The sequence below is a fragment of the Propionivibrio dicarboxylicus genome (assembly GCF_900099695.1).
GTDB classification, from domain to species: domain Bacteria; phylum Pseudomonadota; class Gammaproteobacteria; order Burkholderiales; family Rhodocyclaceae; genus Propionivibrio; species Propionivibrio dicarboxylicus.
The window spans coordinates 344,912-369,619 of sequence record NZ_FNCY01000001.1; the positions used below are offsets into that span (position 1 = coordinate 344,912).

24 protein-coding genes are annotated in these 24,708 nt (G+C 62.4%); 13 read left to right on the forward strand and 11 right to left on the reverse strand.

The window, feature by feature from the left end; genetic code table 11:
• Positions 1-7 precede the first annotated feature (7 nt).
• The 6 genes from BLR25_RS01680 (at position 8) to BLR25_RS01705 (ending at position 5,928) form a co-directional block, all read left to right on the forward strand.
• Positions 8-277, forward strand: a complete 270-nt coding sequence (locus tag BLR25_RS01680) for an HPr family phosphocarrier protein (protein WP_091932421.1) — start codon at positions 8-10, stop codon at positions 275-277.
• A gap of 7 nt (positions 278-284) precedes the next feature.
• Positions 285-2,036 (forward strand): phosphoenolpyruvate--protein phosphotransferase, encoded by a 1,752-nt coding sequence (gene ptsP, locus BLR25_RS01685; protein WP_091932424.1) that lies wholly within the window; start codon positions 285-287, stop codon positions 2,034-2,036.
• A gap of 193 nt (positions 2,037-2,229) precedes the next feature.
• On the forward strand, positions 2,230-3,357 hold the full coding sequence (gene metX, locus BLR25_RS01690) for a homoserine O-succinyltransferase MetX (protein ID WP_091932427.1): 1,128 nt from the start codon (positions 2,230-2,232) through the stop codon (positions 3,355-3,357).
• A complete protein-coding gene (gene metW / locus BLR25_RS01695) occupies positions 3,354-3,968 on the forward strand; it encodes a methionine biosynthesis protein MetW (protein ID WP_091932428.1) in 615 nt (204 codons plus the stop codon). Before metX ends, metW begins: the two co-directional genes overlap by 4 nt.
• Entirely contained in the window at positions 3,968-5,227 is a 1,260-nt protein-coding gene (locus BLR25_RS01700; protein ID WP_245715446.1) for an AmpG family muropeptide MFS transporter, read from the forward strand. Before metW ends, BLR25_RS01700 begins: the two co-directional genes overlap by 1 nt.
• Positions 5,197-5,928 (forward strand): uracil-DNA glycosylase family protein, encoded by a 732-nt coding sequence (locus BLR25_RS01705; protein ID WP_091932429.1) that lies wholly within the window; start codon positions 5,197-5,199, stop codon positions 5,926-5,928. Before BLR25_RS01700 ends, BLR25_RS01705 begins: the two co-directional genes overlap by 31 nt.
• A gap of 183 nt (positions 5,929-6,111) precedes the next feature.
• On the opposite strand, the gene BLR25_RS01710 is transcribed toward BLR25_RS01705, so the two are convergent.
• The 5 genes from BLR25_RS01710 to BLR25_RS01730 form a co-directional block, all read right to left on the reverse strand.
• Positions 6,112-6,423, reverse strand: coding sequence for a hypothetical protein (locus BLR25_RS01710; protein WP_091932432.1), 312 nt, complete (start codon positions 6,421-6,423; stop codon positions 6,112-6,114).
• Entirely contained in the window at positions 6,423-6,740 is a 318-nt protein-coding gene (locus BLR25_RS01715) for a YqjK family protein (RefSeq protein WP_091932435.1), read from the reverse strand. Before BLR25_RS01715 ends, BLR25_RS01710 begins: the two co-directional genes overlap by 1 nt.
• Entirely contained in the window at positions 6,721-7,128 is a 408-nt protein-coding gene (locus tag BLR25_RS01720; RefSeq protein ID WP_091932439.1) for a phage holin family protein, read from the reverse strand. Before BLR25_RS01720 ends, BLR25_RS01715 begins: the two co-directional genes overlap by 20 nt.
• 11 nt (positions 7,129-7,139) lie before the next feature.
• On the reverse strand, positions 7,140-7,460 hold the full coding sequence (locus BLR25_RS01725; RefSeq protein ID WP_091932447.1) for an ElaB/YgaM/YqjD family protein: 321 nt from the start codon (positions 7,458-7,460) through the stop codon (positions 7,140-7,142).
• A 110-nt stretch (positions 7,461-7,570) separates the two neighbouring features.
• Positions 7,571-8,353 (reverse strand): exodeoxyribonuclease III, encoded by a 783-nt coding sequence (locus tag BLR25_RS01730; RefSeq protein WP_091932449.1) that lies wholly within the window; start codon positions 8,351-8,353, stop codon positions 7,571-7,573.
• Between the two features lie 35 nt (positions 8,354-8,388).
• On the opposite strand from BLR25_RS01730, the gene pyrE reads away from it, so the two are divergent.
• Entirely contained in the window at positions 8,389-9,036 is a 648-nt protein-coding gene (gene pyrE, locus BLR25_RS01735; RefSeq protein ID WP_091932451.1) for an orotate phosphoribosyltransferase, read from the forward strand.
• Between the two features lie 45 nt (positions 9,037-9,081).
• On the opposite strand, the gene gatB is transcribed toward pyrE, so the two are convergent.
• From gatB to gatC, 3 genes are all read right to left on the reverse strand, one after another.
• Complete coding sequence (gene gatB / locus BLR25_RS01740; RefSeq protein ID WP_091932454.1) at positions 9,082-10,539, reverse strand: Asp-tRNA(Asn)/Glu-tRNA(Gln) amidotransferase subunit GatB; 1,458 nt, start codon at positions 10,537-10,539, stop codon at positions 9,082-9,084.
• Between the two features lie 70 nt (positions 10,540-10,609).
• A complete protein-coding gene (gatA, locus tag BLR25_RS01745) occupies positions 10,610-12,064 on the reverse strand; it encodes an Asp-tRNA(Asn)/Glu-tRNA(Gln) amidotransferase subunit GatA (protein ID WP_091932456.1) in 1,455 nt (484 codons plus the stop codon).
• Positions 12,061-12,348, reverse strand: coding sequence for an Asp-tRNA(Asn)/Glu-tRNA(Gln) amidotransferase subunit GatC (gene gatC, locus BLR25_RS01750; protein ID WP_091932458.1), 288 nt, complete (start codon positions 12,346-12,348; stop codon positions 12,061-12,063). Before gatC ends, gatA begins: the two co-directional genes overlap by 4 nt.
• A 96-nt stretch (positions 12,349-12,444) precedes the next feature.
• On the opposite strand from gatC, the gene BLR25_RS01755 reads away from it, so the two are divergent.
• The 6 genes from BLR25_RS01755 (at position 12,445) to BLR25_RS01780 (ending at position 19,138) form a co-directional block, all read left to right on the forward strand.
• Positions 12,445-13,488: a rod shape-determining protein gene (locus tag BLR25_RS01755; protein WP_091932459.1), complete on the forward strand. Its 1,044-nt coding sequence runs from the start codon at positions 12,445-12,447 to the stop codon at positions 13,486-13,488.
• A 115-nt stretch (positions 13,489-13,603) separates the two neighbouring features.
• Complete coding sequence (gene mreC / locus BLR25_RS01760; protein WP_091932460.1) at positions 13,604-14,521, forward strand: rod shape-determining protein MreC; 918 nt, start codon at positions 13,604-13,606, stop codon at positions 14,519-14,521.
• A gap of 4 nt (positions 14,522-14,525) precedes the next feature.
• Positions 14,526-15,047 carry a rod shape-determining protein MreD gene (gene mreD, locus BLR25_RS01765; protein WP_091932461.1) on the forward strand — a complete coding sequence of 174 codons (522 nt, stop codon included), beginning with the start codon at positions 14,526-14,528 and terminating at the stop codon, positions 15,045-15,047.
• An 11-nt stretch (positions 15,048-15,058) separates the two neighbouring features.
• Complete coding sequence (mrdA, locus tag BLR25_RS01770; RefSeq protein ID WP_091932462.1) at positions 15,059-16,963, forward strand: penicillin-binding protein 2; 1,905 nt, start codon at positions 15,059-15,061, stop codon at positions 16,961-16,963.
• An 8-nt stretch (positions 16,964-16,971) separates the two neighbouring features.
• Positions 16,972-18,072 (forward strand): rod shape-determining protein RodA, encoded by a 1,101-nt coding sequence (gene rodA, locus BLR25_RS01775; RefSeq protein ID WP_091932463.1) that lies wholly within the window; start codon positions 16,972-16,974, stop codon positions 18,070-18,072.
• A 19-nt stretch (positions 18,073-18,091) separates the two neighbouring features.
• On the forward strand, positions 18,092-19,138 hold the full coding sequence (locus BLR25_RS01780; protein WP_245715447.1) for a septal ring lytic transglycosylase RlpA family protein: 1,047 nt from the start codon (positions 18,092-18,094) through the stop codon (positions 19,136-19,138).
• A 10-nt stretch (positions 19,139-19,148) separates the two neighbouring features.
• Here the strand turns inward: BLR25_RS01780 and hypF are convergent, their stop codons facing one another.
• The 3 genes from hypF to BLR25_RS01795 all read right to left on the reverse strand — a co-directional run bounded on the left by hypF (position 19,149) and on the right by BLR25_RS01795 (position 24,653).
• Positions 19,149-21,470, reverse strand: a complete 2,322-nt coding sequence (gene hypF, locus BLR25_RS01785) for a carbamoyltransferase HypF (protein ID WP_245715448.1) — start codon at positions 21,468-21,470, stop codon at positions 19,149-19,151.
• Positions 21,471-21,669: 199 nt separating this feature from the next.
• Positions 21,670-23,667, reverse strand: coding sequence for an MtrB/PioB family decaheme-associated outer membrane protein (locus BLR25_RS01790; protein WP_091932465.1), 1,998 nt, complete (start codon positions 23,665-23,667; stop codon positions 21,670-21,672).
• Positions 23,668-23,684: 17 nt separating this feature from the next.
• Positions 23,685-24,653 (reverse strand): DmsE family decaheme c-type cytochrome, encoded by a 969-nt coding sequence (locus tag BLR25_RS01795; protein ID WP_176785708.1) that lies wholly within the window; start codon positions 24,651-24,653, stop codon positions 23,685-23,687.
• Between the last annotated feature and the right edge of the window lie 55 nt (positions 24,654-24,708).

Below are 24,708 nucleotides of genomic sequence, written 5' to 3' on the forward strand. Positions count from 1 at the left end.
AAACCGAATGGCACGTGCAGAAATTCAGATCTCCAACAAACTCGGGCTTCATGCCCGCGCCTCGGCCAAGCTGACGCAACTGGCGTCCGGCTTCGATTCCGAGGTGTGGATGGAAAAGGGCAGCCGCCGCGTCAATGCAAAAAGCATCATGGGCGTAATGATGCTGGCTGCCGGCAAGGGAACCACCGTCGTCGTCGAAACCGTCGGTGCCGATGAACAACCGGCGCTCGATGCCATCCTTAAACTGATCGAGGACAAATTTGGCGAAGGGGAGTGAGTACGCCATGAGTTTCACCCTGCACGGATTGCCGGTATCCGGCGGCATCGCCATCGGCCGGGCGCACCTCATTTCGCAGGCGACGCTCGAAGTCTCGCACCTGCTGATTCCGCCGCGCATGGTGGACAAGGAGGTCGCGCGTTTCGAAACCGCCGTTGAGGCCGTCCGCAACGAATTCCAGGCGCTGAAGGCCAACACCAGTCACGCTCTCACCGACATCGGCGCCTTCGTCAACCTGCACCTGATGATCCTGTCGGACCCCGAACTTTCGGAGATCCCCAAGGACATCATCCGCGAACGCCGCTGCAACGCCGAATGGGCGATCGTCCAGCAGATGGAACACCTGGTCGGCCAGTTCGAAGCGATCGACGATACCTACCTGCGCGAACGCAGCTATGACGTCCGCCAGGTGGTCGAACGGGTCGTGCGCGAACTGACCGGACACCCCGACCACGCGCATTCGCGTTTCGGCAAGGGCGTCAAAGGCGAGAACCTGATCGTCGTCGCCCACGATCTGTCACCGGCCGACGTCATGGCCTTCAAGGACCAGAATTTCGCCTCGTTCATCACCGACGTCGGCGGCGCCACCTCGCATACCGCCATTCTTTCGCGCGGCATGGGCATTCCGGCGGTACTCGGCCTGCATAACGCGCGGCAACTGATTCGCGACAAGGAACAACTGATCGTCGACGGCACGCGTGGCGTCGTCATCGTCAATCCCGACCCGCGCATTCTCGAGGAATATCAGCTCAAGAAAAGCCAGATCGAGATCGAACGCGCCAAGCTCAAGCTGCTCAAGACCGCGCGCGCGACCACGCTCGACAAGACCAAGATCGACCTGCTCGCCAACATCGAAGAGCCGTCCGAGGTCGCGCTGGCACTTGAGAGCGGCGCCGAAGGCATCGGCCTGTTCCGGACCGAGTTCATCTTCCTCGGCCGCGGCGACATGCCCGGCGAAGAAGAACAGTTCGATGCCTACCGCAAGGTCGTCAAGGGCATGGAAGGCCGTCCGGTCACCATCCGTACCTTCGACCTCGGCAACGACAAGAACCTGCACACCGAACTCTCTTCGTCCGACCGCAAACGCGACAACCCGGCGCTCGGCTTACGTTCGATCCGGCTGTCGCTGGCCGAGCCCAAACCTTTCCTCGCCCAGCTGCGCGCCATCCTGCGTGCCTCGAAATACGGCAAGATCCGGATTCTCATCCCGATGCTCTCGCATGCGCACCAGATCGATCAGACGCTGGCGATGCTGGAGCAGGCGAAATCGAGCCTGCGCGGCGAACGCGTTCCCTTCGACGAGGCGATCGAGATCGGCGGCATGATCGAGGTACCGGCCGCGGCGCTCGCCGTTGGACTTTTCCTGCGCCGACTCGATTTCCTCTCGATCGGCACCAACGACCTGATCCAGTACACGCTGGCCATCGATCGCAGCGACGAACAGGTCGCCAGCCTGTACGACCCGCTTCACCCGGCCGTGCTCATGCTCCTCTCGCATGTCATCACCAGCGGCGAGAAGGCCGGCATCCCGGTGTCGATGTGCGGCGAGCTCGCCGGCGACCCGCACATGACGCGCCTGCTGCTCGGTCTCGGGCTGCGCCAGTTCTCGATGTTCCCGGCGCAGATTCCGGAGGTGAAGCAGAAGATCAAGCAGAGCGACATTTCCGAGATCACCCCAATCGTCCGACGCATCCTGAAGCTCGAGGAATCGGCCAAGATCCAGGAGCAGATCGAACGGCTCAATGCCTGGCAACTTTAGGAAATGAAAGCGGAAGCCCGCCGCCGTGGCATGTCCGCGCTGATTTGACAATTTTCAGCCGCGGCGGTAACTTCCTCCCATAGCGCCGATTTGAAGATCAGCTTGCGGGCGCTCAATAAATCCGGCTAAAGCGGCTCGCACCCAGTCCGCTTTTTGGCCGACTGGGTTTTGTTTTTTGTGCGAACAGACTGAAATGACCTCTGAAAATTCTGTCGGAATCGTCACCCCACAGCGCTTCCGCTCCGAAGCGCCACTGACCTTGAAAAGCGGCGCCGTGCTGCCCGGTTTCGAACTCGTGTACGAAACCTACGGCACGCTCAACGCGGCGCGCTCGAACGCGGTGCTCGTCTGCCATGCGCTGTCAGGCAGCCACCACGTCGCCGGCACCTACGCCGACAACCCGAACAATCTCGGCTGGTGGGACAACCTCGTCGGCCCGGGCAAGCCGCTCGACACGCAAAAGTTCTTCGTGATCGGCGTGAATAACCTCGGCGGCTGCTACGGATCGACCGGACCCTTGTCGACCAATCCGGAAACCGGCAAGCGCTACGGCGCCGACTTCCCGCTCGTCACCGTCGAGGACTGGGTCGCCGCGCAAGCCCGCCTGGCCGACGCGCTCGGCATCGACACCTGGGCCGCCGTGCTCGGCGGCAGTCTCGGCGGCATGCAGGCGCTCGAATGGTCGCTGCAGTTTCCCGACCGCATCCGTCATGTTGTCGCCATTGCCTCGGCACCGAAGCTGTCAGCCCAGAACATTGCCTTCAACGAAGTCGCGCGACAGGCGATTCTGTCCGACCCCGACTTCCACGGCGGCCACTACGCCGAACACGGCGTCGTCCCCAAGCGGGGCTTGCGCCTGGCGCGCATGATCGGCCACATCACCTACCTGTCGGACGACCAGATGGACGAGAAATTCGGCCGCCGGCTGCGTCACGACGAACACCGCTTCAGCTATGACGTCGACTTCGAAGTCGAATCCTACCTGCGCTACCAGGGCGACAAGTTCGCCGGATTCTTCGACGCCAACACCTACCTGGCGACGACCAAGGCGCTCGACTATTTCGACCCGGCCTTCGCCTACGACGGCGACCTCGCCGGCGCGCTGGCGCGGGCAAAAGCCGAGTTTTTCATCGCCAGCTTCTCGACCGACTGGCGTTTCTCGCCGGCACGCTCGCGTGAAATCGTTTTCGCGCTGCTGAAAAACCGCCGACGTGTCGCCTATGCCGAAATCGACTGCGACGCCGGACACGATTCCTTCCTGCTCGACGACGCCCATTATCACGCTGTGCTGCGGGCCTATCTGGAGAACATCGCGGTATGAACCTACGCAAACTGACCAAACAGGAACGCGACCGCTTCGACTTCGCCGTCATCGCCGACTGGATACCCCGCAACAACCGTGTGCTCGACCTCGGCTGCGGCGACGGTTCGCTACTGCGCTACCTGCGCGAACACAAGGACATCAGCGGCTACGGCGTCGAGATCGACCATGACAGCGTTCTCGGCTGCATCCGCAACAACGTCGACGTCATCCAGATGAACATCGACCACGGGCTGTCTGGCTTCGAAGACCAGTCGTTCGATTACGTCGTCATCTCGCAGGCACTGCAGGCGATGCTGGCGACCGAGCGCATCCTGACGGAAATGCTGCGCGTCGCCCGCGAAGCGGTCGTCAGCTTTCCCAATTTCGCCTACCGCACCAACCGCGAGGCGATCGCCAACGGCCGCGTCCCAGTGTCCGAGGATCTGCCCTACGAATGGTACGAAACGCCGAACGTGCGCTTCTTCACCATCGCCGACTTCGAGGCGTTGTGCGACAAGCTCGGCATCGCCATTCTCGAACGGCGCGCCTTCAACAACGCAGGGCAACTCGTGACCGAGGATCCGAACCTCGACGGCAGCCTCGCCTTCTACCGCCTGGGCCGAAAATAGTGAGGGCCGGCAGTCTGCGCATCCTGTTCGACCGGAAGATGCTGATCTGCATCTTCACCGGTTTCAGTTCGGGCCTGCCGCTGTTCCTGCTGCTCAACCTGCTGCCGGCCTGGCTCAAGACCGAGGGCATCAGCCTGCGCGAGATCGGTCTCTTTGCGCTGATCCAGTTTCCCTACACCTGGAAATTCCTCTGGGCGCCGCTGATGGACCGCTATGCGCTGCCCTGGCTGGGGCGACGCCGCAGCTGGATGGCGGCCACCCACCTGGCGCTGGTCGGCGCCATCTGTTGGCTCGGCACCTTGTCGCCGAGCCAGTCGCTTTCAAGCATCGCCGCCGTCGCGACCTTGATCGCCGTGCTCTCGGCAACGCTCGATATCGCCCTCGACGCCTTCCGGCGCGAATTGCTTGACGACCAGGAACTGGGACTCGGCAACGCGATCCACGTCAACGCCTACAAGGTCGCCGGGCTGATCCCCGGTTCGCTGTCGCTCTGGCTCGCCGACCGCCTGCCCTGGTTCGAAGTGTTCGCCGTCACCGGCCTCTTCATGCTGCCAGGACTCCTCATGACGCTGCGTGTCTCCGAACCGGGCCGCGCGCCGGCACCGCGCACGCTGGCGGCGGCGGTAACCGAGCCCTTCCGCGAATTTCTGCATCGGTCGGGCGTCAAGAGCGCCCTGCTGGTGCTCGGGTTCATTTTCCTCTACAAGCTCGGCGACTCGCTCTGCACTGCGCTGGCAACGCCGTTCTATCTCGAGATGGGCTACACCAAGACTGAAATCGGGCTGGTGGCCAAGAATGCCGGCCTGTGGCCCTCGGTCATCGGCGGTCTGCTCGGCGGCCTGTGGATGGTCCGCCTGGGCATCAACCGCTCGCTCTGGCTGTTCGGTGCCGTGCAGATGCTGGCCATCCTCGGTTTTGCCTGGCTGGCCGGCGCCGGCAGCGCGCCGGCGACGCCGGAACGTCTCCTGGCGCTGGCCCTCGTCATCGGCATCGAAGCCTTTGGTGTCGGACTCGGCACCGCCGCCTTCGTCGCCTTCATCGCCCGAACGACGCATCCGGCCTACACGGCCACCCAGTTCGCCCTGTTCACCAGCCTCGCCGCGGTGCCGCGCACCGTCGTCAACGCGTCGGCCGGCTGGCTTGTCGAACAACTGGGCTGGGTCCATTTCTTCGGTCTCTGCTTCCTGCTTGCCATTCCCGGCATGCTCCTCCTCTTCAAGATCGCGCCATGGAACTCAACGACACCTCAGAACGCCTGATCGCTGCCGCCCGTACGCTCTCGACCGCCGTCAACGCCCTGCGCTTCGCGCCACCGGTCTCGCACCTGTACAACCCGCTCGACTATGCCCGGGCGCCGCACGAGATCTACCTGCGCCGTTTCGGCAAGAGTCGCAAGAAGGTAATCTTCGTCGGCATGAATCCGGGACCGTTCGGCATGGTCCAGTGCGGCATCCCGTTCGGCGAAATCGCCGCGGCGCGCGACTGGATGGGAATTGAAGCCCGCGTCGACAAGCCTGCCGTCGAAAACCCGAAACGCCCGATCGAAGGGTTCGCCTGCGCCCGTTCCGAAGTGAGCGGACGACGGCTGTGGGCGCTGTTCCAGCAACGTTTTGGTACGGCCGAGCAATTCTTTGCCGACCATTTCGTCGCTAACTACTGTCCGCTCGCCTTCTTCGACCAAGGTCGCAATCTCACCCCCGACAAGCTGCCGAGCGCCGAAAGTGCGCCGCTCTACGCCGCCTGTGACGAGCATCTGCGACAGATCGTGACGATCCTGCAACCGGAATGGGTCATTGGCATCGGGGCCTTCGCCGAAGCCCGAGCAGTGGAAGCGTTGAAGGGGATGCCGCTCAAAATTGGCAAGGTGCTCCACCCGAGTCCGGCCAGCCCCGCCGCCAACCGCGGTTGGGCCGAAGCCGCCACGCGGCAGCTTTCTGCGCTGGGACTGTGGGCAGACTGAGAATTTAGCGCCTATTTCGATAGGGCGCGCGGACCGCGTTGTCGATAAGGGCGGAGGGATGCAAGGCGCGAGGTGCAGCGCATGGTGGTTCCATGCGCAAGCGGAGCAATGCCGCAGACACCGCCCCTATCGGCAACCCGAAGGGCCGTCGGCGCGGCCCACGATCCCTACCGAAATAGGCTCTTAGTGAAGCGCCGCTCTCGGCTTGCGCCGCCGGTCGAGCCACCAGGCATACGCCGGCAGGAGCAAGGCCGAACCGGGCAAGAGCAAGAGAAGCAAATACGGCGAGACGCGCGACAGGATGCGCAACTGGTTCAGGAGCTCGGCCCTTTCGCCCGGCGTCCACACGCCGCCATTGCGGTGCTTCATCAACAACGGCATCAAGCCGCGCATGCGCACCAGATCGCTGACCAGATCCTTTGCCTGGGAACGTTGCGACGCCCACGCCCGGGAAAGCAGCCCGGGCGCTGGCTTTTCGGACGGATCGTCACTCATCAGAAGCCCGGCCAACCCGAGGCGAGCAAGCGCTCCCGCAGCGAACGCCAGGTCCGCCAGAGGAAGAAGCCGCGTCGCGCCAACCGGAACGCCCGGCGCGCATTGAGGATGCAGACGAGCGCGGCAGCGACGCCGGCAATCGCCGGATAGCGCTTGACCGTCTCGATGCCCGATCGCACCGTCACGACGACGTGGTCGGCCCGATCGAGCGTCGCCCGGATCGGCTGCACCTCGTTGATCAGCACATAGCGCTGGGTGGTAATGCGTTCGAGCAGTTTTCCCCGCTCAAGATGAAGCTCATTTAGACGCTGCATCATGATCGAGGCCTGCTTTCAACTGGCGCAAATCTTCTTCGAGCTCGGCAAGACTCGCCGCGAACATCCGTTCCGGCCGCTGCAACGCACGTTGCAGCCCACCGACGAAAAGATAACCGGCGACCAGCAGGATGCCGGTGGAAACGCCCAGCACCATGACCCGGCTTTCCCAGAACAAGGCGGTCAGGAACAGGATCAGGACGAGTGCGCCAAAACCGAGGCAGAACGCCGCGCCCAACACCATCACGAGGATCCGGACGGCGCGCAGCTTCTCTTCCTCGATCTCGTTGGCGAAGAGTTCGAGCCGCGTCTTGCCGCTTGCCAGCAGCGTCGCGGCACTGTTCTTGAGGGCGGCAAACAGGCCGCCCCGACCTCCGGAACGTTCTTCCATGCGGCGTTCGCCTAGCGGCGGCTGACGATGACGCCGATCAGGAAGCCGATCCCGGCGGCAACGCCAACGGCCTGCCAGGGGTTTTCCTTGACGTATTCGTCGGTCGCGCGCGCTGCGGCCCGCGTCTTGTCGACGACCAGCGCTTCGGCATCGGCCAGGCGAATCTTGGCATCGGCCAGGCGCTCGCCGACACGTTCGCGCAACTCGACCATCTTCTCGCCGGCGACGCCCGCCGTCGCCCGCAGAATCTCTTCGGCATCGGCAACGACGTTCTTCAGGTCATCGACCAGCTTCTGCTTGCTGCAGCAACCCACTTCGGAATATTCAGACATGGTAAGCCTCACGGTAAAGGAATTTGGCGGCGGCGTCCCGGTATTTCAGGCGCTTTGCCGGCGTCCTGCACAGGGTATCGAATTTGCCGTGACTAAGCAATTGCCAAGCACTATGGCATACGGTCGTAGTCGATGGTCAATGGCGCGTGATCGGAAAAGCGCTGCGCTTTGTAGACCCCAGCTGATGTCGCCTGTGCCGCCAAGGCCGGGGTCGCCAACTGGTAATCGAGCCGCCAACCGACGTTCTTGGCCCAGGCTTGTCCGCGGTTGCTCCACCAGGTGTAGCAATCCTCGCTCGCTTCGGGATGGAGACGCCGGTAGGCATCGACCCAGCCCGCTTCATCCAGAAGCCGGCCGACCCAGGCCCGCTCCTCCGGCAGGAAGCCGGAATTCTTGCGATTGCTCTTCCAGTTCTTCAGGTCGATTTCGCGATGCGCGATATTCCAGTCTCCGCAAACGACGACATCGCGGCCGCTGGCGGCAAGATCGGCCAGTACCGGGTAGAAGCGGTCCATGAAGCGGAACTTGGCCTCCTGCCGCTCCGGCGAACTCGAGCCCGAAGGAAGATAGAGCGAGATGACCGACAACATGCCGAAATCAGCCCGCAGATAGCGCCCCTCGGCATCGAATTCGGCATCGCCAAGGCCCTCGATTACCGCATCGGGTTGTCGCCGGCACCACAGACCGACGCCGCTGTAGCCCTTGCGCTCGGCCAGATGGTAGTAGGCGTGAAAACCCTCGGGGGCCCGCATCTCGTCGGAGAGGTCGGCCAACTGCGCCTTGATCTCCTGCAGGCAGACGACATCGGCATCCTGAGCGGCCAGCCAGGGAAAGACGCCCTTGCTCCATGCCGAACGAATTCCATTGAGATTTAGGGTAATGATGCGTACCATTTGCCTCTCGCAACCGTATTCATGTTTGGTGTTTTATGGACTTTCGCCAGGAATTCATCGAATTCGCCCTCAACCAGAACGTTCTGCGTTTTGGCGAATTCAAGACCAAGGCAGGCCGGCTCTCGCCGTACTTCTTCAACGCCGGCCTGTTCGACGACGGCGCCTCGCTCGACCGGATTTCGCAATTCTACGCCATGGCCATCCTCGCCAGCGGCACGCCGGTCGATATGCTGTTCGGCCCGGCCTACAAGGGCATTCCGCTCGTCTCGGTCAGCGCCCTGGCGCTCGCCCGCACCGGACACAACCTGCCTTTCGCCTTCAATCGCAAGGAAGCCAAGGATCACGGCGAAGGCGGCAACATCATCGGCGCGCCGCTTTCGGGCCGCGTCCTGATCATTGACGACGTCATTTCGGCCGGCACCTCGGTGCGTGAATCGGTGGAAATCATTCGTGCCGCCGGAGCGACGCCCTGCGGCGTCGTCATCGCGCTCGACCGGATGGAGCGCGGCACCGGCGAATTGTCGGCGGTCCAGGAAGTGCGCCGCGACTTCGGCATCCCGGTCGTCGCCGTCGCCACGCTCGACGACCTCATGGCCTACCTGCGCAATCGGCCCGACTTCAAGCAACACGAAGAAGCCGTCGCGCGCTACCGGCAACAGTACGGCGTCAGCCTGTCGGCCTGACGCGCTCCCGCCGGCCGTATTCTGGCCGGCGTCAGGCACTCACGCTCAGGCGCCAGCCAGCTTCTTGCGCAGCAGTTCGTTGACCTGTTGCGGGTTGGCCTTGCCCTTGGTCGCCTTCATCGCCTGGCCGACCAGCGCGTTGAAGGCCTTTTCCTTGCCAGCCTTGAATTCCGCGACCATCGCGGCATTGGCGGCAAGCACCTCGTCGATCAGCTTCTCGATCGCGCCAGTATCGGTGATCTGCTTGAGGCCCTGCTTCTCGATGATTTCGTCAGCGCTCTGACCTTCACCGGCCCACAGCGCCTCGAACACTTTCTTGGCGATGTTGTTGGAGATGGTGTTATCGGCAATCCGTGCCACCAACCCACCCAACTGCGCCGCCGACACCGGCGATGACGCGATGTCGAGCCCATCCTTGTTGAGTCGCGCCGCCAGATCGACCATCACCCAGTTGGCACAAGGCTTGGCCGCACCCTTGCCAGCAACGGCCACCGCCGCTTCGTAGTAACCGGCGATATCGAGCGAAGCGGTCAGCGTCGTCGCGTCATAGGCGGAAAGGCCGAAGTCGGCAACGAAACGCTGCTTCTTGGCCGTCGGCAGTTCCGGCATGTCGGCGCGCGTCCGCGCCACCCAGTCGCGGTCGATCATCAGCGGCAGGAGATCGGGGTCGGGGAAATAGCGATAATCGTGCGCGTCTTCCTTGGTACGCATGGACCGCGTTTCACCCGTGTCCGGGTCGAACAGCACGGTGGCCTGCTGGATGGCGCGGCCTTCCTCGATTTCATTGATCTGCCAGCTGACCTCGTAGTCGATCGCCTGTTGCATGAAGCGGAAGGAATTGAGGTTCTTGATTTCGCGACGGGTGCCGAATTCCTGCTGGCCGACCGGCCGGACCGAGACGTTGGCATCGCAACGGAAGGAGCCTTCCTGCATGTTGCCGTCGCAAATACCGATCCAGCGCACGAGCGCGTGCAGTGCCCGCGCGTAGGCCACCGCTTCGGCCGACGAACGCATGTCCGGTTCGGTGACGATCTCGAGCAACGGCGTCCCGGCACGGTTGAGGTCGATCCCCGACTTGCCATGAAAATCTTCATGCAGCGACTTGCCTGCGTCTTCCTCGAGGTGTGCCCGCGTCAGGTTGATCGTCTTCTCGACCGCCGCATCGCCTTCACCAAGCGTAATGGTCAGTTTCCCACCGACCACCACTGGCAACTCGTACTGGCTGATCTGGTATCCCTTCGGCAGATCGGGATAAAAGTAGTTCTTGCGTGCGAACACCGACTTCGGCGCCACTTCGCCCTCGACCGCGAGTCCGAAACGGATCGCGCATTCGACGGCGCCGCGATTGAGCACCGGCAACACGCCGGGCAAGGCGAGGTCGACGGCGTTGGCCTGCACGTTCGGCTCAGCGCCGAAGGCCGTCGAACTGCCGGAGAAGATCTTCGAGCGCGTCTGCAACTGCGCGTGCGTCTCGATGCCGATGACGACTTCCCATTGTTTCATCGTTTATGACTCTCTCATCAAGCGCAGCCGGGCTGCGCGTTTCCATCCAAATCGTCGCGGCGGGCCGGCCTCAATCGAGGCCTGCGGGACGGCGCAGGTGCCAGTCGGTCGCCTGCTGATAGCGATGTGCCACATTGAGCAGGCGCGCCTCGCTGAAATAATCGCCGATCAACTGCAGCCCCACCGGCAAGCCGTCGACCAAACCGCAGGGCACCGACATGCCGGGCAAGCCGGCCAGGTTGACGCCCAGCGTAAAGATGTCGAACAGATACATCTGCACCGGATCGTCGATCTTTTCACCCAGCTTGAACGCCGTCGTCGGGCTGGTCGGCCCCATGATCACGTCGCACTGCTTGAAAGCGGTGCGGAAATCGTCGGCGATCAGCCGGCGGATGCGTTGCGCCTGAAGGTAGTAAGCGTCGTAATAACCGTGCGAGAGCACATAGGTGCCGATCAGGATGCGCCGCTTGACCTCGTCGCCGAAACCTTGCGCCCGTGTCTTGGCATACATGTCGTTGAGATCGGCATATTCGGGGGCGCGATAGCCATAGCGCACGCCGTCATAACGCGACAGGTTGGAACTCGCTTCCGCCGGCGCGATGACGTAATACGCCGGCACCGACAGCTTCATGTTCGGCAGGCTCACCTCGACGGTTTCGGCGCCGAGCTTGCGGTATTCGGCAATCGCCGCCTCGATGCTGGCCATGACAGCCGCATCGCAGCCTTCACCGAAGAATTCCTTTGGCAAACCGATGCGCAGTCCGGCGAGCGGACGCTCAAGATCGCGCAGATAATCGTCTGCCGGACGCTCAAGACTGGTCGAATCGCGCGGATCGAAGCCGGCCATGGCATCGAGCAGCAGCGCACAATCCTCGGCCGAACGCGCCATCGGTCCGCCCTGGTCGAGCGACGAGGCATAGGCGATCATGCCGTAGCGAGAGACGACGCCATAGGTCGGCTTGAGGCCGGTCAGGCCGCACAGCGCCGCCGGTTGGCGGATCGAACCGCCGGTGTCGGTGGCGGTCGCGGCCGGCGCCAGGCGTGCCGCCACGGCAGCAGCCGAACCGCCCGACGAGCCGCCGGAAACGCGGTCGCGATCCCAGGGGTTCTTCACCGCGCCGAAATACGAGGTTTCGTTCGACGAGCCCATGGCAAACTCGTCCATGTTCGTCTTGCCGAGAATCACGGCGCCCGCGGTGTTCAGCCGCTCGATGACGGTCGCATCGTAAGGGCTGACGAAATTGTCGAGCATTTTCGAACCGCAGGTCGTGCGCCAGCCTTGCGCACAGAAAATATCCTTCTGCGCCAGCGGAATGCCGGTCAATGCCGTCGTCTGCCCGGCGGCGATGCGCGCATCCGCTGCTTTTGCCTGCGCCAGGCTTTTTTCCGGAGCGACGGTGATATACGCGTTGATGTCGGGGTTGAGCCGGGCGATCCGATCCAGATAGGTCTGCGTCAGTTCGACGCTCGAGATTTCCTTGCCCGCAAGCGCGGCGGCAAGCGATTTCAGACTGCGTTCGATCATTCGATCACCTTCGGCACCAGGAACAAGCCGGCTTCGACCTCGGGCGACACCGCCTGAAAGGCCCCGCGCCGGTCGGTTTCGGTCACTTCATCCGGCCGCAGGCGCTGCGACAGATCCTGTGCGTGCGCCATCGGCTCGATCCCCTTCGTATCGACGGCCTGCATCGCCTCGATCAGGGTAAAGATGGCATTGAGTTGGGTGCGCGTCGTTTCGGCCTCGGCATCGCTGATTTCGAGCCGCGCCAACTGGGCAACGCGATGAACTTGTTCCAGGGAAAGCGACATGTGAAATAATTCAGGATTATTAAAAAGGTAGCCATATAAGGTATCATAAAAGCTTTATTTCCCGCATCCCAGCGGAGCTTTCTCGGATATCCAGGCATGTTCAGCTTCTTGCGCAGTTATTTTTCGAACGATCTCGCGATCGACCTTGGGACCGCCAACACGTTGATCTACGTGCGCGGCAAGGGCATCGTTCTCGATGAGCCGTCAGTCGTCGCCATCCGCATGGAAGGCGGCCCGAATTCCAAAAAGACCATCCAGGCCGTCGGTCACGGCGCCAAGGAAATGCTTGGCAAGGCCCCCGGCGCGATCACGGTCATCCGCCCGATGAAGGACGGCGTCATTGCCGACTTCACCGTCACCGAGCAGATGCTCAAGCAGTTCATCCGCAAGGTCCACGATTCCCGTCTGCTCTCGCCGAGCCCGCGCATCATCATCTGCGTGCCCTCGGGTTCGACGCAGGTCGAGCGCCGTGCGATTCGTGAATCGGCGATCGGCGCCGGTGCCAGCCAGGTCTTCCTGATCGAGGAACCGATGGCTGCCGCGATCGGTGCGGACCTGCCGGTCGCCGAGGCAACCGGGTCGATGGTCGTCGATATCGGCGGCGGCACCACCGAGGTCGGCGTCATCTCGCTCGGCGGCATGGTCTATGCCGGCTCGGTCCGCGTCGGCGGCGACAAGCTCGACGAAGCGATCATCAATTACATCAGCCGCAACTACGGCATGCTGATCGGCGAGAACACCGCCGAAAGCATCAAGAAGCAGATCGGCTCCGCCTTCCCGGGCACCGAAGTGCGCGAGATGGAAGTCTCGGGCATCAACAAGGCCGAAGGCATTCCGCGCAAATTCACGATCTCGTCGAACGAAATCCTCGAAGCGCTGACCGATCCGCTCAACAGCATCGTCTCCGCCGTCAAGTCGGCGCTCGAGAAGACGCCGCCGGAACTCGGGGCCGACATTGCCGACAAGGGCATGGTGCTCACCGGCGGTGGCGCCTTGCTGCGCGATCTCGATCGTCTGCTGATGGAAGAAACCGGTCTGCCGGTCATCGTTGCCGAAGAGCCGCTGACCTGCGTCGCCCGCGGTTGCGGCATGGCGCTTGAGCGCATGGACAAGCTCGGCAGCATCTTTGCTTCGGATTGAACCTCCTGTCGAGTCGAGGGTGATCGGTCACGCATCGCGCATCAGCGCCCAGGCCGTCCCGGCATCGGAGGCGGCCGGCGGCCGCTCGCCGCAGACGTTTCCGAATCCTTAGCGCATGGACCAGCAGCCGCCTCCATTTTTCAAACGAGGACCCGCGCCGCTGGCGCGCCTGTCGTTTTACGCGGCGCTATCGACGGCGCTGCTGTTTGTCGATGCGCGCTTCCAGACACTGGAGCTCTTGCGCTCGACGCTCTCGCTGATCACCTACCCCCTGCATGTCGCGGCGCACGCACCGATCGAACTGCTGAGCAACGGCGGCCAATACCTGACCGGCATCACCCGCTTCCAGGAAGAAAATTCCAAGCTCAAGCGCGACCAGCTCGAAAGCGCTTCGGCACTGCTGCGACTGCGCCAGCTCGAAAGCGAGAATACACATCTGCGCAAACTGCTCGACATGCGCGAACGCCAGCATGTCGATGGCATCGTAGCCCGCATCGTCTATGCCGCCCGCGACCCGTTCTCCCGCAGGATCGTCGTCGATAAAGGACAGCAGCATCGCATCGAAGCCGGACAACCGGTCATCGACGAGGCCGGCGTCGTCGGGCAGGTCACCCGCATTTTCCCGTTCGTCTCGGAGATCGCGCTGATCACCGACAAGGAACAATCGGTGCCGGTGCAGATCGTCCGCAACGGCCTGCGTTCGGTCGTCTTTGGTCTCGGTAGCGGCCAGCTTGAGTTGCGTTTCATGCCGGCCAACGCCGACGTCCAGAATGGCGACGTGCTCGTCACGTCGGGACTCGACGGCATTTTCCCGGTCGGTCTTCCGGTCGCGCGGATCACGCATATCGAACGCGATACGTCCTACTCGTTTGCGCGCATTTTCTGCGAGCCAACGGCAGGCGTGGAAAACTACAACGAGGTCATGGTGCTGGCCAAGCGCCAGCCCGAAGCGATTCCCGAAGAAGCGCTGACCAGCAAGGTCAAGACAGTGGCCAAGCCGGGGCAGAAGAAGAAACGCCTGAAGAGGGACTGAGCCCATGCAAACCACTTATTCCTCGTCACGCATCCTGCAACCGGTCCGGCCCTTCTTCATCGCGCTGAGCCTGATCATCGCGCTGTTCCTCAATTTCCTGCCGACCGCCTCGATTACCTGGATCCCTGACTGGGTCGCCCTGACGCTCGTTTTCTGGAGCATCCGCGAACCGCGCCGCGTCGGCATGGGCTCGGGCTTCCTGCTGGGACTGGCGATGGATGTCGCCGATGCGAGCCTGCTCGGGCAGCATGCGCTGGCCTACGTCGTCGTCGCCTACCTGGCTGCGCTGCTGTCGCGTCGTATTCTGTGGTTCCCGCTCTCGCAGCAGGCATTGCACGTCCTGCCGCTGATGCTGGTGGGGCAGGCGGTGCAGGTGATCGTCCGCCTGGCGCCGGGGGTCGACTTCCCCGGCGGGGGTTATTTCGTCGGACCGTTTCTCGCCACCGTCCTCTGGCCGCCGCTGACGTATGTGCTCCTGCTGCCGCAGTACCAGCCGATCGAACACGACGCCAACCGGCCGATCTGAGCGAGGCCCGCGTGCGCCACCGTTTTGCCTACCCCCTCTCTTCGCAGGACAGCGAACTCGACCGCTTCCGCTTTCGCATCGCCTTTGCGGCCGGCGCGGTGCTGCTCTCGTTCCTGCTGTTGATCGGCCGTTTCATCTACCTGCAAATCGTCCAGCACGATTACTACGTCACCCGCGCCGAGGACAATCGCATTTCGCTGGTGCCGATCCCGCCCAATCGCGGCGTCATCGTCGACCGCAACGGCGTCATCCTCGCCCGCAACTACTCGGCCTTCACGCTTGAGATCACACCCTCGAAAGTCGACGATCTCGAGGCGACGATCGACGGACTCAGCACGATTATCGAAATCCAGGCGAAAGACCGGCGGCGTTTCAAGAAATTGATGGAGGAAAGCAAGTCCTTCGAAAGCCTGCCGATCCGCACGCGTCTCAACGATCAGGATGTCGCCCGCTTCGCCGCCAATCGTTACCGCTTCCCCGGCGTCGAGGTCAAAGCGCGACTGTTCCGCCAATATCCGCTGGGATCGCTGGCATCGCACGCGCTCGGCTACATCAACCGCATCAACAAGACCGACCTGGCCGACATCGAGCGCAACGATCAGGAGGCCAATTATCGCGGCACCGACCATATCGGCAAGACCGGTCTGGAAAAATCCTACGAATTCCAATTGCATGGCGAGACCGGCTACGAGGAAGTCGAAATCGACGCGGGTGGACGCGCCGTGCGCAGTTTGTCGCGTACGCCGCCGGTATCGGGCAACAATCTGACCCTGACGCTCGACGTCAAACTGCAGGAGATCGCCGAGAAAGCCTTCGGCGATCGCCGCGGCGCGCTGGTGGCGCTCGAACCTTCGACCGGCGGCCTGCTGGCGCTCGTGTCGACGCCCACCTTCGATCCCAACCTGTTCGTCGACGGCATCCGTACTGAAGACTGGGAACAACTGAACGCCTCGGGCGACCGTCCGATGATCAACCGCGCCCTCAACGGCGCCTATCCGCCCGGATCGACCTTCAAGCCCTTCATGGCCCTGGCGGCGCTGGAATCGGGCAAGCGCACCCCCAGCCAGGCCATCGCCGACCCGGGCTTCTTCAACTTCGGCGGTCACACCTTCCGCGACGACAAGAAGGGCGGCCACGGACTCGTCGACATGTACAAGTCGATCGTCCAGTCCTGTGACACCTACTATTACATGCTTGCCAACGACATGGGCATCGATCTGATCGCCCGTTTCATGGGGCAGATCGGTCTCGGCCAGAGAACCGGCATCGACATTGAGGGCGAGTCGGAAGGCGTGCTGCCATCGCCCGAGTGGAAGAAACGGCGCTTCAAGCGCCCCGAGCAACAAAAGTGGTTCGCCGGCGAAACCATCTCGATCGGCATCGGCCAGGGGTACAACGCTTACACGCCGATCCAGCTTGCCCAAGCCACGGCGGCGCTGGCCAACAACGGCGTCATGTACCGTCCGCATCTCGTCAAATACATCACCGACACCAAAAGCGGCGAGAAGACGATGATCGAGCCCAAGCCGATCCGCACGCTCACCTGGAAGCAGCAGAACATCGACACGATCAAGAAAGCCATGGTCGGCGTCAATCGCGAAGGGACCGGCGCCCGCGCCTTCGCCGGCGCCGAATACACGTCCGGCGGCAAAACCGGCACGGCACAGGTCTTCAGCCTCAAGGGCTCCGATTACAAGGCCGGGAAGCTGAAACAGGAACTGCGCGATCACGCGCTCTTCATCGCCTTCGCCCCGGCCGAAGATCCCAAGATCGCGGTCGCCGTTCTGGTCGAGAACGGCGGGTTCGGCGCACAGTCGGCGGCACCGATCGCACGCATGGTCTTTGACTACTACCTGCTCGGCAAACAGCCGAAAGGGCCGGCCAAGGAAGACGAAAACGCCGAGGAAGAGGAGTAAACAGCGCCATGGAAATCCTCTACCGCATCCGCAGCCGCCTCGTCTCCAACCTCGACATGCCCTTGCTCGGCATTACCGCGCTGCTCATGCTCGCCGGCCTGGCGACGGTCTTCAGCGCCACCTACGATGCCAACAATCGCGCGCTGTCGCAGCTCGTCAATATGGCGGTCGGGTTGGCCGTCATGTGGGGGGTGGCGCAATTCCCGCCACAAAAACTGATGCGTTTTGCCGTTCCGCTCTATGTCGTCGGCGTCATCCTGCTGGTGCTCGTCTTTCTCGTCGGCATCAAGGTCAACGGCGCCCGGCGCTGGCTCTCACTCGGCTTCATGCGCATCCAGCCGTCCGAAATCCTGAAAATCGCCATGCCGCTGATGCTCGCCTGGTATTTCCAGAAATACGAGGCCGCGCTCAAACTGCGGCATTACTGCGTCGCCGGACTGCTCCTGATCGTGCCCTTCGGACTGATCGCAAAACAGCCCGACCTCGGAACCGCCATCCTCGTCGGCGCGGCCGGCTTCTACGTCATTTTCTTCGCCGGGTTACCGTGGAAGGTCATCATCGGCATGATCACCGCCGGCGCCGGCGCCGCGCCCTTCGTCTGGACCGTGCTGCACGATTACCAGCGCAAGCGCATCCTGACGCTGATCGACCCCTCGACTGATCCGCTCGGCTCCGGCTACCACATCATCCAGTCCACCATCGCCATCGGCTCGGGCGGAATTTTTGGCAAGGGCTGGCTGGAAGGCACGCAAACCCACTTGGAATTCATTCCCGAACGGCATACAGACTTCATCTTCGCGGTGTTTTCCGAAGAGCGGGGCCTGATCGGTTGCACCATTCTGGCCATACTTTATCTCCTGCTGATTGCCCGAGGGCTGATGATCACCGCCAACGCCTCGACGCTGTTCGCCCGCGTCCTCGGTGGCTCGATCACGCTGAGTTTCTTCACCTATGCCTTCGTCAACATGGGAATGGTCAGCGGCATTCTGCCCGTCGTCGGCGTTCCGCTGCCATTCATGAGCTATGGCGGCACCGCACTCGTCACGCTGTTCCTCGGACTCGGTATCCTGATGAGCATCCAGTCGCATCGCATGCTCGTCAAGAAATGAAGCTTCGTATTTCGTTGTCATGACCACCAAAGAAGATACGCATCGTTTCATGCTGCGCAAGACCGCACGGCGCGCCGGCGGAAGCGTTCCGGCACTATTGGCATCCTTCGCCGTGCTCGTTCTCGCCGGATGCGGCAGCACCCCGGTCCACGTCGTCGAGCCGGGCGAGTCGGCCAATCGGATAGAACCCGCCGCGACAGCAGCAAAATCCGCACCGCGAAAAACGCAGGCGGTGCAAAAGCGTGGCGGCGGCTACTACAAGGACGACGGTCCCGGCGACGAGATTCCCGACAATCTCGATGACATCCCCGACGCACAACCGCGACTCGAACCGCTGCACCGCTTCGCCAACCGACCCTACAGCGTGCTCGGCAAGAACTATGTGCCGGACACGACGCTACGAGCGCTTCGCCAGCGCGGCGTCGCCAGCTGGTACGGCAAGAAATTCCACGGACAGCGGACCTCGATCGGCGAGCCCTACGACATGTTCTCGATGACGGCGGCACACCCGACGTTGGCGATTCCGTCCTACGTCCGCGTCAGCAATCCGGCCAATGGCAAGAGCGTCGTCGTACGCGTCACCGACCGCGGACCTTTCCACGCCGACCGGATCATCGACCTGTCGTATGCCGCAGCTTACCGTCTCGGCTACATCAACAACGGCAGCACGCTGGTCGAGGTCGAGACGATCCTTCCTGGTGACGCAACCTCGGTGTCCTATGCCCAGGTCAAGCCGCCGGCGCCGGCAACAGGTGGCCGCGACGAGATCGAACTGCTGGCCAGCCGGCTCGCTGCCGAGCCGCCCACACCCGCCAGTCGCCCGGTGACGCTGGCCGCCGGCGTTTATCTGCAACTGGGCGCCTTCTCGAACAACGACAATGCCGAGAGCCTGCGCGCGCATATCGCCCGCGAACTTGATTGGGTAGACGAGCCGATCGTCGTCGTCCCGAGCGATAGCTGGTACCGGGTTCAGGTCGGCCCGTACCCGAATCGGGCCGACGCGGAAAAAGTCGCCGAACGCATCCGCCTGTCCTACGGCCAAAAGCCGGCTTTCGTCGTCCGCTGACGCGCTCCGTTCAACCCAGACTGTCGCCAAGCAGGTAGCGCTGGGCAACCCAGGCCTGACCCAGCGCCAGTGCGCCGTCGCTCGGCGGCAGCCGACGCGCCTCGATGAACGTCAGGCCGAATTTCCCCGCCCGGAAACGCAATTCACGCGAAAACACCTGGTTTTGCATGCAGCCGCCGCCAGCAGCCACCGCGCTGCCCTCGGGCACCAGAGTGTGCATCCAGTCGGCGAGGGCGGCCGCCACGGTGGCATAGAAAACTGCGGCGCCGCGTTGTGGCTCGCGCTCTTCGCGCAGGTAGTCGAATACGGGCAAGAGATCGAGCCAATTGCCCGACACGCGCCAGCCATCCGGGAGCGGTTCGGCCGCCCCGAAGCGTTCCGCGTAACCTTCCATCAGCAACCCGGCCTGATCCCGGTAAATCAGTTCGTGGCGGATGCCCAACAGCCCGGCGGCCGCTTCGAAGAGGCGGCCAAGACTCGAGGACTGCCGTCCCATCGCGCCCGCCGCCAGTTCGGCGGCAACGTTTTCGACGCCCGCGAGGCCGGCGAAGCGTCGGACGATCTCGTCCCCACGGCCAAGCGACTGCAGGATCGAGGCCGCCAGCCGCCAGGGCACGCGCGACTCGATTTCGGACCCCGGCAACAGGAAGGGGGACAGATGACCAACGCGCTCGAAACGCGCGCCGCTGACCTTGAGCAATTCGCCGCCCCAAATCGTGCCATCGGTCCCAAGTTCGCCGCCATCGAGCGCCAAGCCATAGGTCGGTTCGACCACCTGATGCTCGGCCAGAACCGCCGCCACATGCGCGTGATGGTGCTGCACCGCCAGCATCGGCACGTCGCGCTCGCGCGCCATCTCGTCGACCAGCGCGGTGACGTAGGCATCCCGATGGATATCATGCGCAATCACTGCCGGCACCACTTCAAGCATCTTGAGCAGATGCTGGACGGTATCCTCAAAACCGACGGCAGCGACTGGATTCGACAGCTCGCCGATATGCTGCGAAACGAAGGCCTCGTTGCCACGCGTAACGCAGATGGCGTTCTTCACCGGGCCGCCGACCGCAAGTACTGGCGGTCCCGACTGAGGCAATTTCAAGGCTTTCGGCGCATAGCCGCGCGACCGCCGGATGAGTTGCAAGCCCCCCGGCGCCGAGCAGGCGACACTGTCGTCACAACGCGTGACGATCTTGCCGTCGTGCATGAGAAACGCATCGGCAACGCCGGCCAGGCGCTGCAACGCCTCGTCGTTGTCGATGGCGATCGGTTCGCGCGCGAGATTGCCGCTGCTCATCATGAGCACCAATTCCTGGTCGCTCTCCAACCATTGCAATCCGCTCGGACGTCCCGCCGCCTCGTGGAAAAGCAGATAGTGAATCGGCGCGAACGGCAGGACGACGCCGAGCCAGTGCAGCTCGGGCGCAACGGCCGGCATCACCTCGTCGCAACGCTTGCGCTTGTTGAGCAGGATGATCGGACGCTCTGGCAAGGTCAGCAGTCCCGGCTCGCCGACGCGGAACTGAACATACGGAAGTGCCGACATCGCGCTGGCGAACATCACCGGGAACGGCTTGCACTGGCGCCGCTTGCGTTCGCGCATCAGGGCGACAGCCGCCGGATTGTGCGCATCGCAGAAGAGATGGAATCCGCCCGGCCCCTTGATCGCGACAACGCGGCCGGCCCGAATCAGGGCCAGCGCATTGACGACGACATCACCGGGAATCGGCTTTCCAGCAGCATCGAGAAGTGAAATCTGGGGACCGCAGCGTGGGCAGCAATTCCCTTCGGCATGAAGACGCCGGTCATGCGCCCGGTGATATTCGCCCTCGCATTTTCCGCACATCGCGAACGGTTTGAGGCTGGTGCGCGCACGATCGAAGGGCAAGCCGGTGCAAATCGAATAGCGCGACCCGCAGTGACCGCAATTGGTCAGCGCATAACGCCAGCGCCGGCTGGAAGGATCGAACATTTCGGCCAGGCAATCCCGACATACCGTCATATCCGGCCCGATCATCGTTGCCGAACGTCCGCCGCGGCTGTCGAGAATGAAAAAATCGCCCGAAACCGACACCGATTCGGTATATCGCGACGTAATCGCATCGATCTGCGCGTTCGGCGGTGCGTCCCGATGCAGGCGCTCGATCAGCGTCTCGACGTGCGAGCGCAGCCCGCTGACCTCGAGTTCTACGCCACGGGCATCGTTGCGAACCCAGCCAGTAAGACCGAGTTCCTTTGCCAGCCGCCACACCAGCGGCCGGAATCCGACCCCTTGCACGACGCCGTTGATCCGCACGCGCTGGCAGACAAGTTCATTATTTTCAGAGGTTTGCACTCGGACACAACCCGTTGGCATTGGCAACAGGCCAAGCTCGAAATCCCGATCGAATCACCGGAACTCCCATTGAGCATAGCCAGACATGTTGCCGCGGATTCTAGCGCAAGGAATCCTTAGGGTATATGCGTGGTTTTACGGAAAAGAAACGGCGATGCCCGGAGGCATCGCCGTGAAAGGACTGTGCTGCGTTCCTGGCTTACTGGAAGCGATAGATGTAGCGCGCACCGACGTAGTTGGAGATCTGCTTGGGCATGGTGGATACCATGGTGCCATCATTCGGCGACGTTCCATAAACAAACGCACTGCCGTTCGCAAACATCCATGTCCAGTCGTTTGTCTTCCAGCGCTCATGGATGAAGTCAAAGCGCACTTCCGACTGCTTGTCGAGCGTATATTGAGAGAAGATCTTGGCACGGAAAAGGATATTAGTGATCGGTTCCAGCGTTGACGGCTGCGTGGCCGCTTGCTGATAGGTGCTGGTACCGCGTGTCCATACGACATCGCTACCGAATTTCAGGCGCTCGCTGGCATTGGCGCGCGTCCCGAAACCGAAGGAGTGGTCAACCTCCATAAGACTGTCGGACATTCCGAAATTGAGCTGATTCGCGTGGCTGCGATCGTAGGCATACCAGCTATTCAGGCTCCAGTTTTCGCTCATCGCGTAATTGGCATCGAGTCCATAGTGCAAGGCACTGCCGTCGCGAACGCCATAGATACGGTCGAACCCGTAATTGTCCTTCGCCGCTTCAAGCGTCATCTGCAGCGTCAGAGCATCCGCCGGCGTCCAGTCGGCCGTCATCCGAATCTTGTTGCGCGTCCGGTTGGCAATGTTGAGCGGGTTGATCTGGTTGCTATACACCGTTGCCAGCGCGGTTGAAGTCTGCCCGTAGGAAGACCCCGCCCGAGTGCTGTAAAGGTAAGCGATGGCGCCATTGACCGTTTCCGACATCGCGCGACGTAGCTGCATCCGGTACGTCGTCTCGTCGACCTTGTAACGATAAGGCACCGCCCGTTGCGCATCGAATCCGGTCGGAATGCCACGATCCTGGCGACTGAAATCCACACCGCCCGTCAGACTGTATCCCTTAGGCAAACGATACGTGCCTTCAAACTTTCCGGTTGTCGTCTTATACGACCACGGCATATAGTTCGTCGGCGTCGAACTCAACAGTGAAATCGGGGTAGCGTCATCAACGTTGTGATAGCGCAGATTCGTCATCACCGAAAAGTCCTTGGTCAGCCGCGACGTCAGGCCAGCCTGAAGCAGTGTCGTATTGACCGCACCATTCAGACTTTGCGGCGAACTCGCCCACCCCTGGTTAGCCAGTCCCTGATTCTGGGTAGCATGTGTGTAGGCTGCCTTGAACGTCCCGCGCGTGGACGACGTAAAGTTGTAGCCGCCATGCACAAAGGCCTGGTGCGCCTGATTATCAAGCGGCAGCGACAGGAAAACGGGGGTCGTGGAAGCCGGATACACGGTCACGGAGCTGGTGCCCATGTTGTTCCCGTACCAGCTGCCGTAGTAACCGCCCGACAACTGCAATTTCTTCGTCGTGTAGTTGAGCGCAGTTTCAAGCTGACGCGTCGTGCTATTGATCGGTTCGACGGCAAACAGCGGGGTGCTGCCAGCCCCCCACGCGCGAGTGCCGGTCTTGTCCTCGTTCTTGAAACTGACGACGAGATCAAACTCAGAGTTGAACCGCTTGGTGAAACCGAGACCATACAGATCGCGCTTCGTGCCCAGCGAGATAACACCGTTCGTCCCGACAGTCGATGGAATCGTCTCCGTGGTCGTCCCAATCCCCTGGAGACGCGTCGAGAAGGTATTCGGATTAACCGAAGGCGTTCGCGAATACTCGAACGTCACCCCCATGTCGCCCTGGCGCAGGTACTCCGCCTTGACTTCACGCGACTCCAACCCGAGGTTGCTGGCATTGAGTTTCAGCCAAGTCCCGGTTTCCTCGTCGCGCTTGTTGATGTCGGCGTCCATCAGCCCGACAGCGCCCTTCTCCCGCATGCCATCGTAGATGCCCTGCTGGTGACGGTCGCCCGACCAGTTGCCGACGCCAACCGAAACGGAGCTATCGGGCTTGGTCAGCGCATCGACATTGACATCCGCCGCCAGTGCCACCCCATACGCCGAGCCAAGGCAGATCGAGAGCGCGGAAAGCTTGAATTTCTGTACTGTTTTCATGAGTCGGCGCTCCTCGATCAACGACGGAAGTCCCGGGCCTGCACGTTATTGAGCGTGCTGTTTCCGCCATGGATATTGGTATGACAATTCAGGCAGCCACGGGCGACTGTCCCAACCGACGAGGTACCCGTCGTACGCCCTGCCGGCAAAGCAAATACCTGCCCCGGGTGCCCGCTCTGGCTATGGCACTCCTGGCAAAGGAACGGCGCTCGCGACTTGAGCATCCCCGAGATCGAAGTACCATGCGGCTGGTGGCAGATGCCGCAGTCTTCGGTCACCGGTTGGTGGTTATGCACGAAGGGACCGCGCTTCTCCATGTGGCAGGTGTAGCAGGTGTCGTTGGTGCTGTCCTTGACGAGCTGCTTCGGGGTGTCGCTGTGTACGTTGTGGCACGAGGCGCAGTTCATCTTGCCTTCGATGATCGGGTGGTGCGAGGGCTTGGTGACCTGCGTGCGCTGCTCCTTGTGGCACGTCGAGCACACCTCGATCTGGGTGAACTTGCCCATCACCTTGTCGTTCTTGGCATGCACCTGGTGGCAAGAGGTACAGGCGACGTCGTTGAGGCCATGCTTGCTCCCCTGCCATCCGATCCGCTTGCTTCCTTCGTGACAAGTGAGGCAAACCCCGTTCTTGGTCGTCGCGTCGGTCTTGCTCTTCTTGTCGAAGGTCACATCGGTCAATGGCGGCGTGCCGCTGCCGCGATGCTTGACGTGCTTGTCGCTATCGCCGTGGCAATCGGTACAGGTCGGCGTCCGACCGTCGGCGCGGGTACCGTGCTTGGTCTTGCCGATCGAAAGCACCGAGGGGTGCAGGTCGATCATGTTCGGGCCGGCATCATCCGACTCGTCGTGGCAACCGGTGCAGCGGGCATCCCCCTTGAGCACCAGATCGTTGGCCGGATCGGCCGCAAACGCCGGTGCGGAGAGACTGGCAGCAGCAACACCCAGCGCCACCATCAGCCCCAAAAACAACTTCGGTATTCCCATAACGCCTCCTTGAGCATCGACCGCAACCTGCTTCAAGATGCAGTCCGGCCGATCT

Excerpts from the sequence above, each read along its gene's own strand:
- BLR25_RS01680 (WP_091932421.1), top strand. The coding sequence starts at position 8 with ATGGCACGTGCAGAAATTCAGATCTCCAACAAACTCGGGCTTCATGCC.
- ptsP (WP_091932424.1), top strand. The coding sequence starts at position 285 with ATGAGTTTCACCCTGCACGGATTGCCGGTATCCGGCGGCATCGCCATC.
- metX (WP_091932427.1), top strand. The coding sequence starts at position 2,230 with ATGACCTCTGAAAATTCTGTCGGAATCGTCACCCCACAGCGCTTCCGC.
- metW (WP_091932428.1), top strand. The coding sequence starts at position 3,354 with ATGAACCTACGCAAACTGACCAAACAGGAACGCGACCGCTTCGACTTC.
- BLR25_RS01705 (WP_091932429.1), top strand. The coding sequence starts at position 5,197 with ATGGAACTCAACGACACCTCAGAACGCCTGATCGCTGCCGCCCGTACG.
- BLR25_RS01710 (WP_091932432.1), bottom strand. The coding sequence starts at position 6,423 with ATGAGTGACGATCCGTCCGAAAAGCCAGCGCCCGGGCTGCTTTCCCGG.
- BLR25_RS01715 (WP_091932435.1), bottom strand. The coding sequence starts at position 6,740 with ATGATGCAGCGTCTAAATGAGCTTCATCTTGAGCGGGGAAAACTGCTC.
- BLR25_RS01720 (WP_091932439.1), bottom strand. The coding sequence starts at position 7,128 with ATGGAAGAACGTTCCGGAGGTCGGGGCGGCCTGTTTGCCGCCCTCAAG.
- BLR25_RS01725 (WP_091932447.1), bottom strand. The coding sequence starts at position 7,460 with ATGTCTGAATATTCCGAAGTGGGTTGCTGCAGCAAGCAGAAGCTGGTC.
- BLR25_RS01730 (WP_091932449.1), bottom strand. The coding sequence starts at position 8,353 with ATGGTACGCATCATTACCCTAAATCTCAATGGAATTCGTTCGGCATGG.
- pyrE (WP_091932451.1), top strand. The coding sequence starts at position 8,389 with ATGGACTTTCGCCAGGAATTCATCGAATTCGCCCTCAACCAGAACGTT.
- gatB (WP_091932454.1), bottom strand. The coding sequence starts at position 10,539 with ATGAAACAATGGGAAGTCGTCATCGGCATCGAGACGCACGCGCAGTTG.
- gatA (WP_091932456.1), bottom strand. The coding sequence starts at position 12,064 with ATGATCGAACGCAGTCTGAAATCGCTTGCCGCCGCGCTTGCGGGCAAG.
- gatC (WP_091932458.1), bottom strand. The coding sequence starts at position 12,348 with ATGTCGCTTTCCCTGGAACAAGTTCATCGCGTTGCCCAGTTGGCGCGG.
- BLR25_RS01755 (WP_091932459.1), top strand. The coding sequence starts at position 12,445 with ATGTTCAGCTTCTTGCGCAGTTATTTTTCGAACGATCTCGCGATCGAC.
- mreC (WP_091932460.1), top strand. The coding sequence starts at position 13,604 with ATGGACCAGCAGCCGCCTCCATTTTTCAAACGAGGACCCGCGCCGCTG.
- mreD (WP_091932461.1), top strand. The coding sequence starts at position 14,526 with ATGCAAACCACTTATTCCTCGTCACGCATCCTGCAACCGGTCCGGCCC.
- rodA (WP_091932463.1), top strand. The coding sequence starts at position 16,972 with ATGGAAATCCTCTACCGCATCCGCAGCCGCCTCGTCTCCAACCTCGAC.
- BLR25_RS01780 (WP_245715447.1), top strand. The coding sequence starts at position 18,092 with ATGACCACCAAAGAAGATACGCATCGTTTCATGCTGCGCAAGACCGCA.
- BLR25_RS01790 (WP_091932465.1), bottom strand. The coding sequence starts at position 23,667 with ATGAAAACAGTACAGAAATTCAAGCTTTCCGCGCTCTCGATCTGCCTT.
- BLR25_RS01795 (WP_176785708.1), bottom strand. The coding sequence starts at position 24,653 with ATGGGAATACCGAAGTTGTTTTTGGGGCTGATGGTGGCGCTGGGTGTT.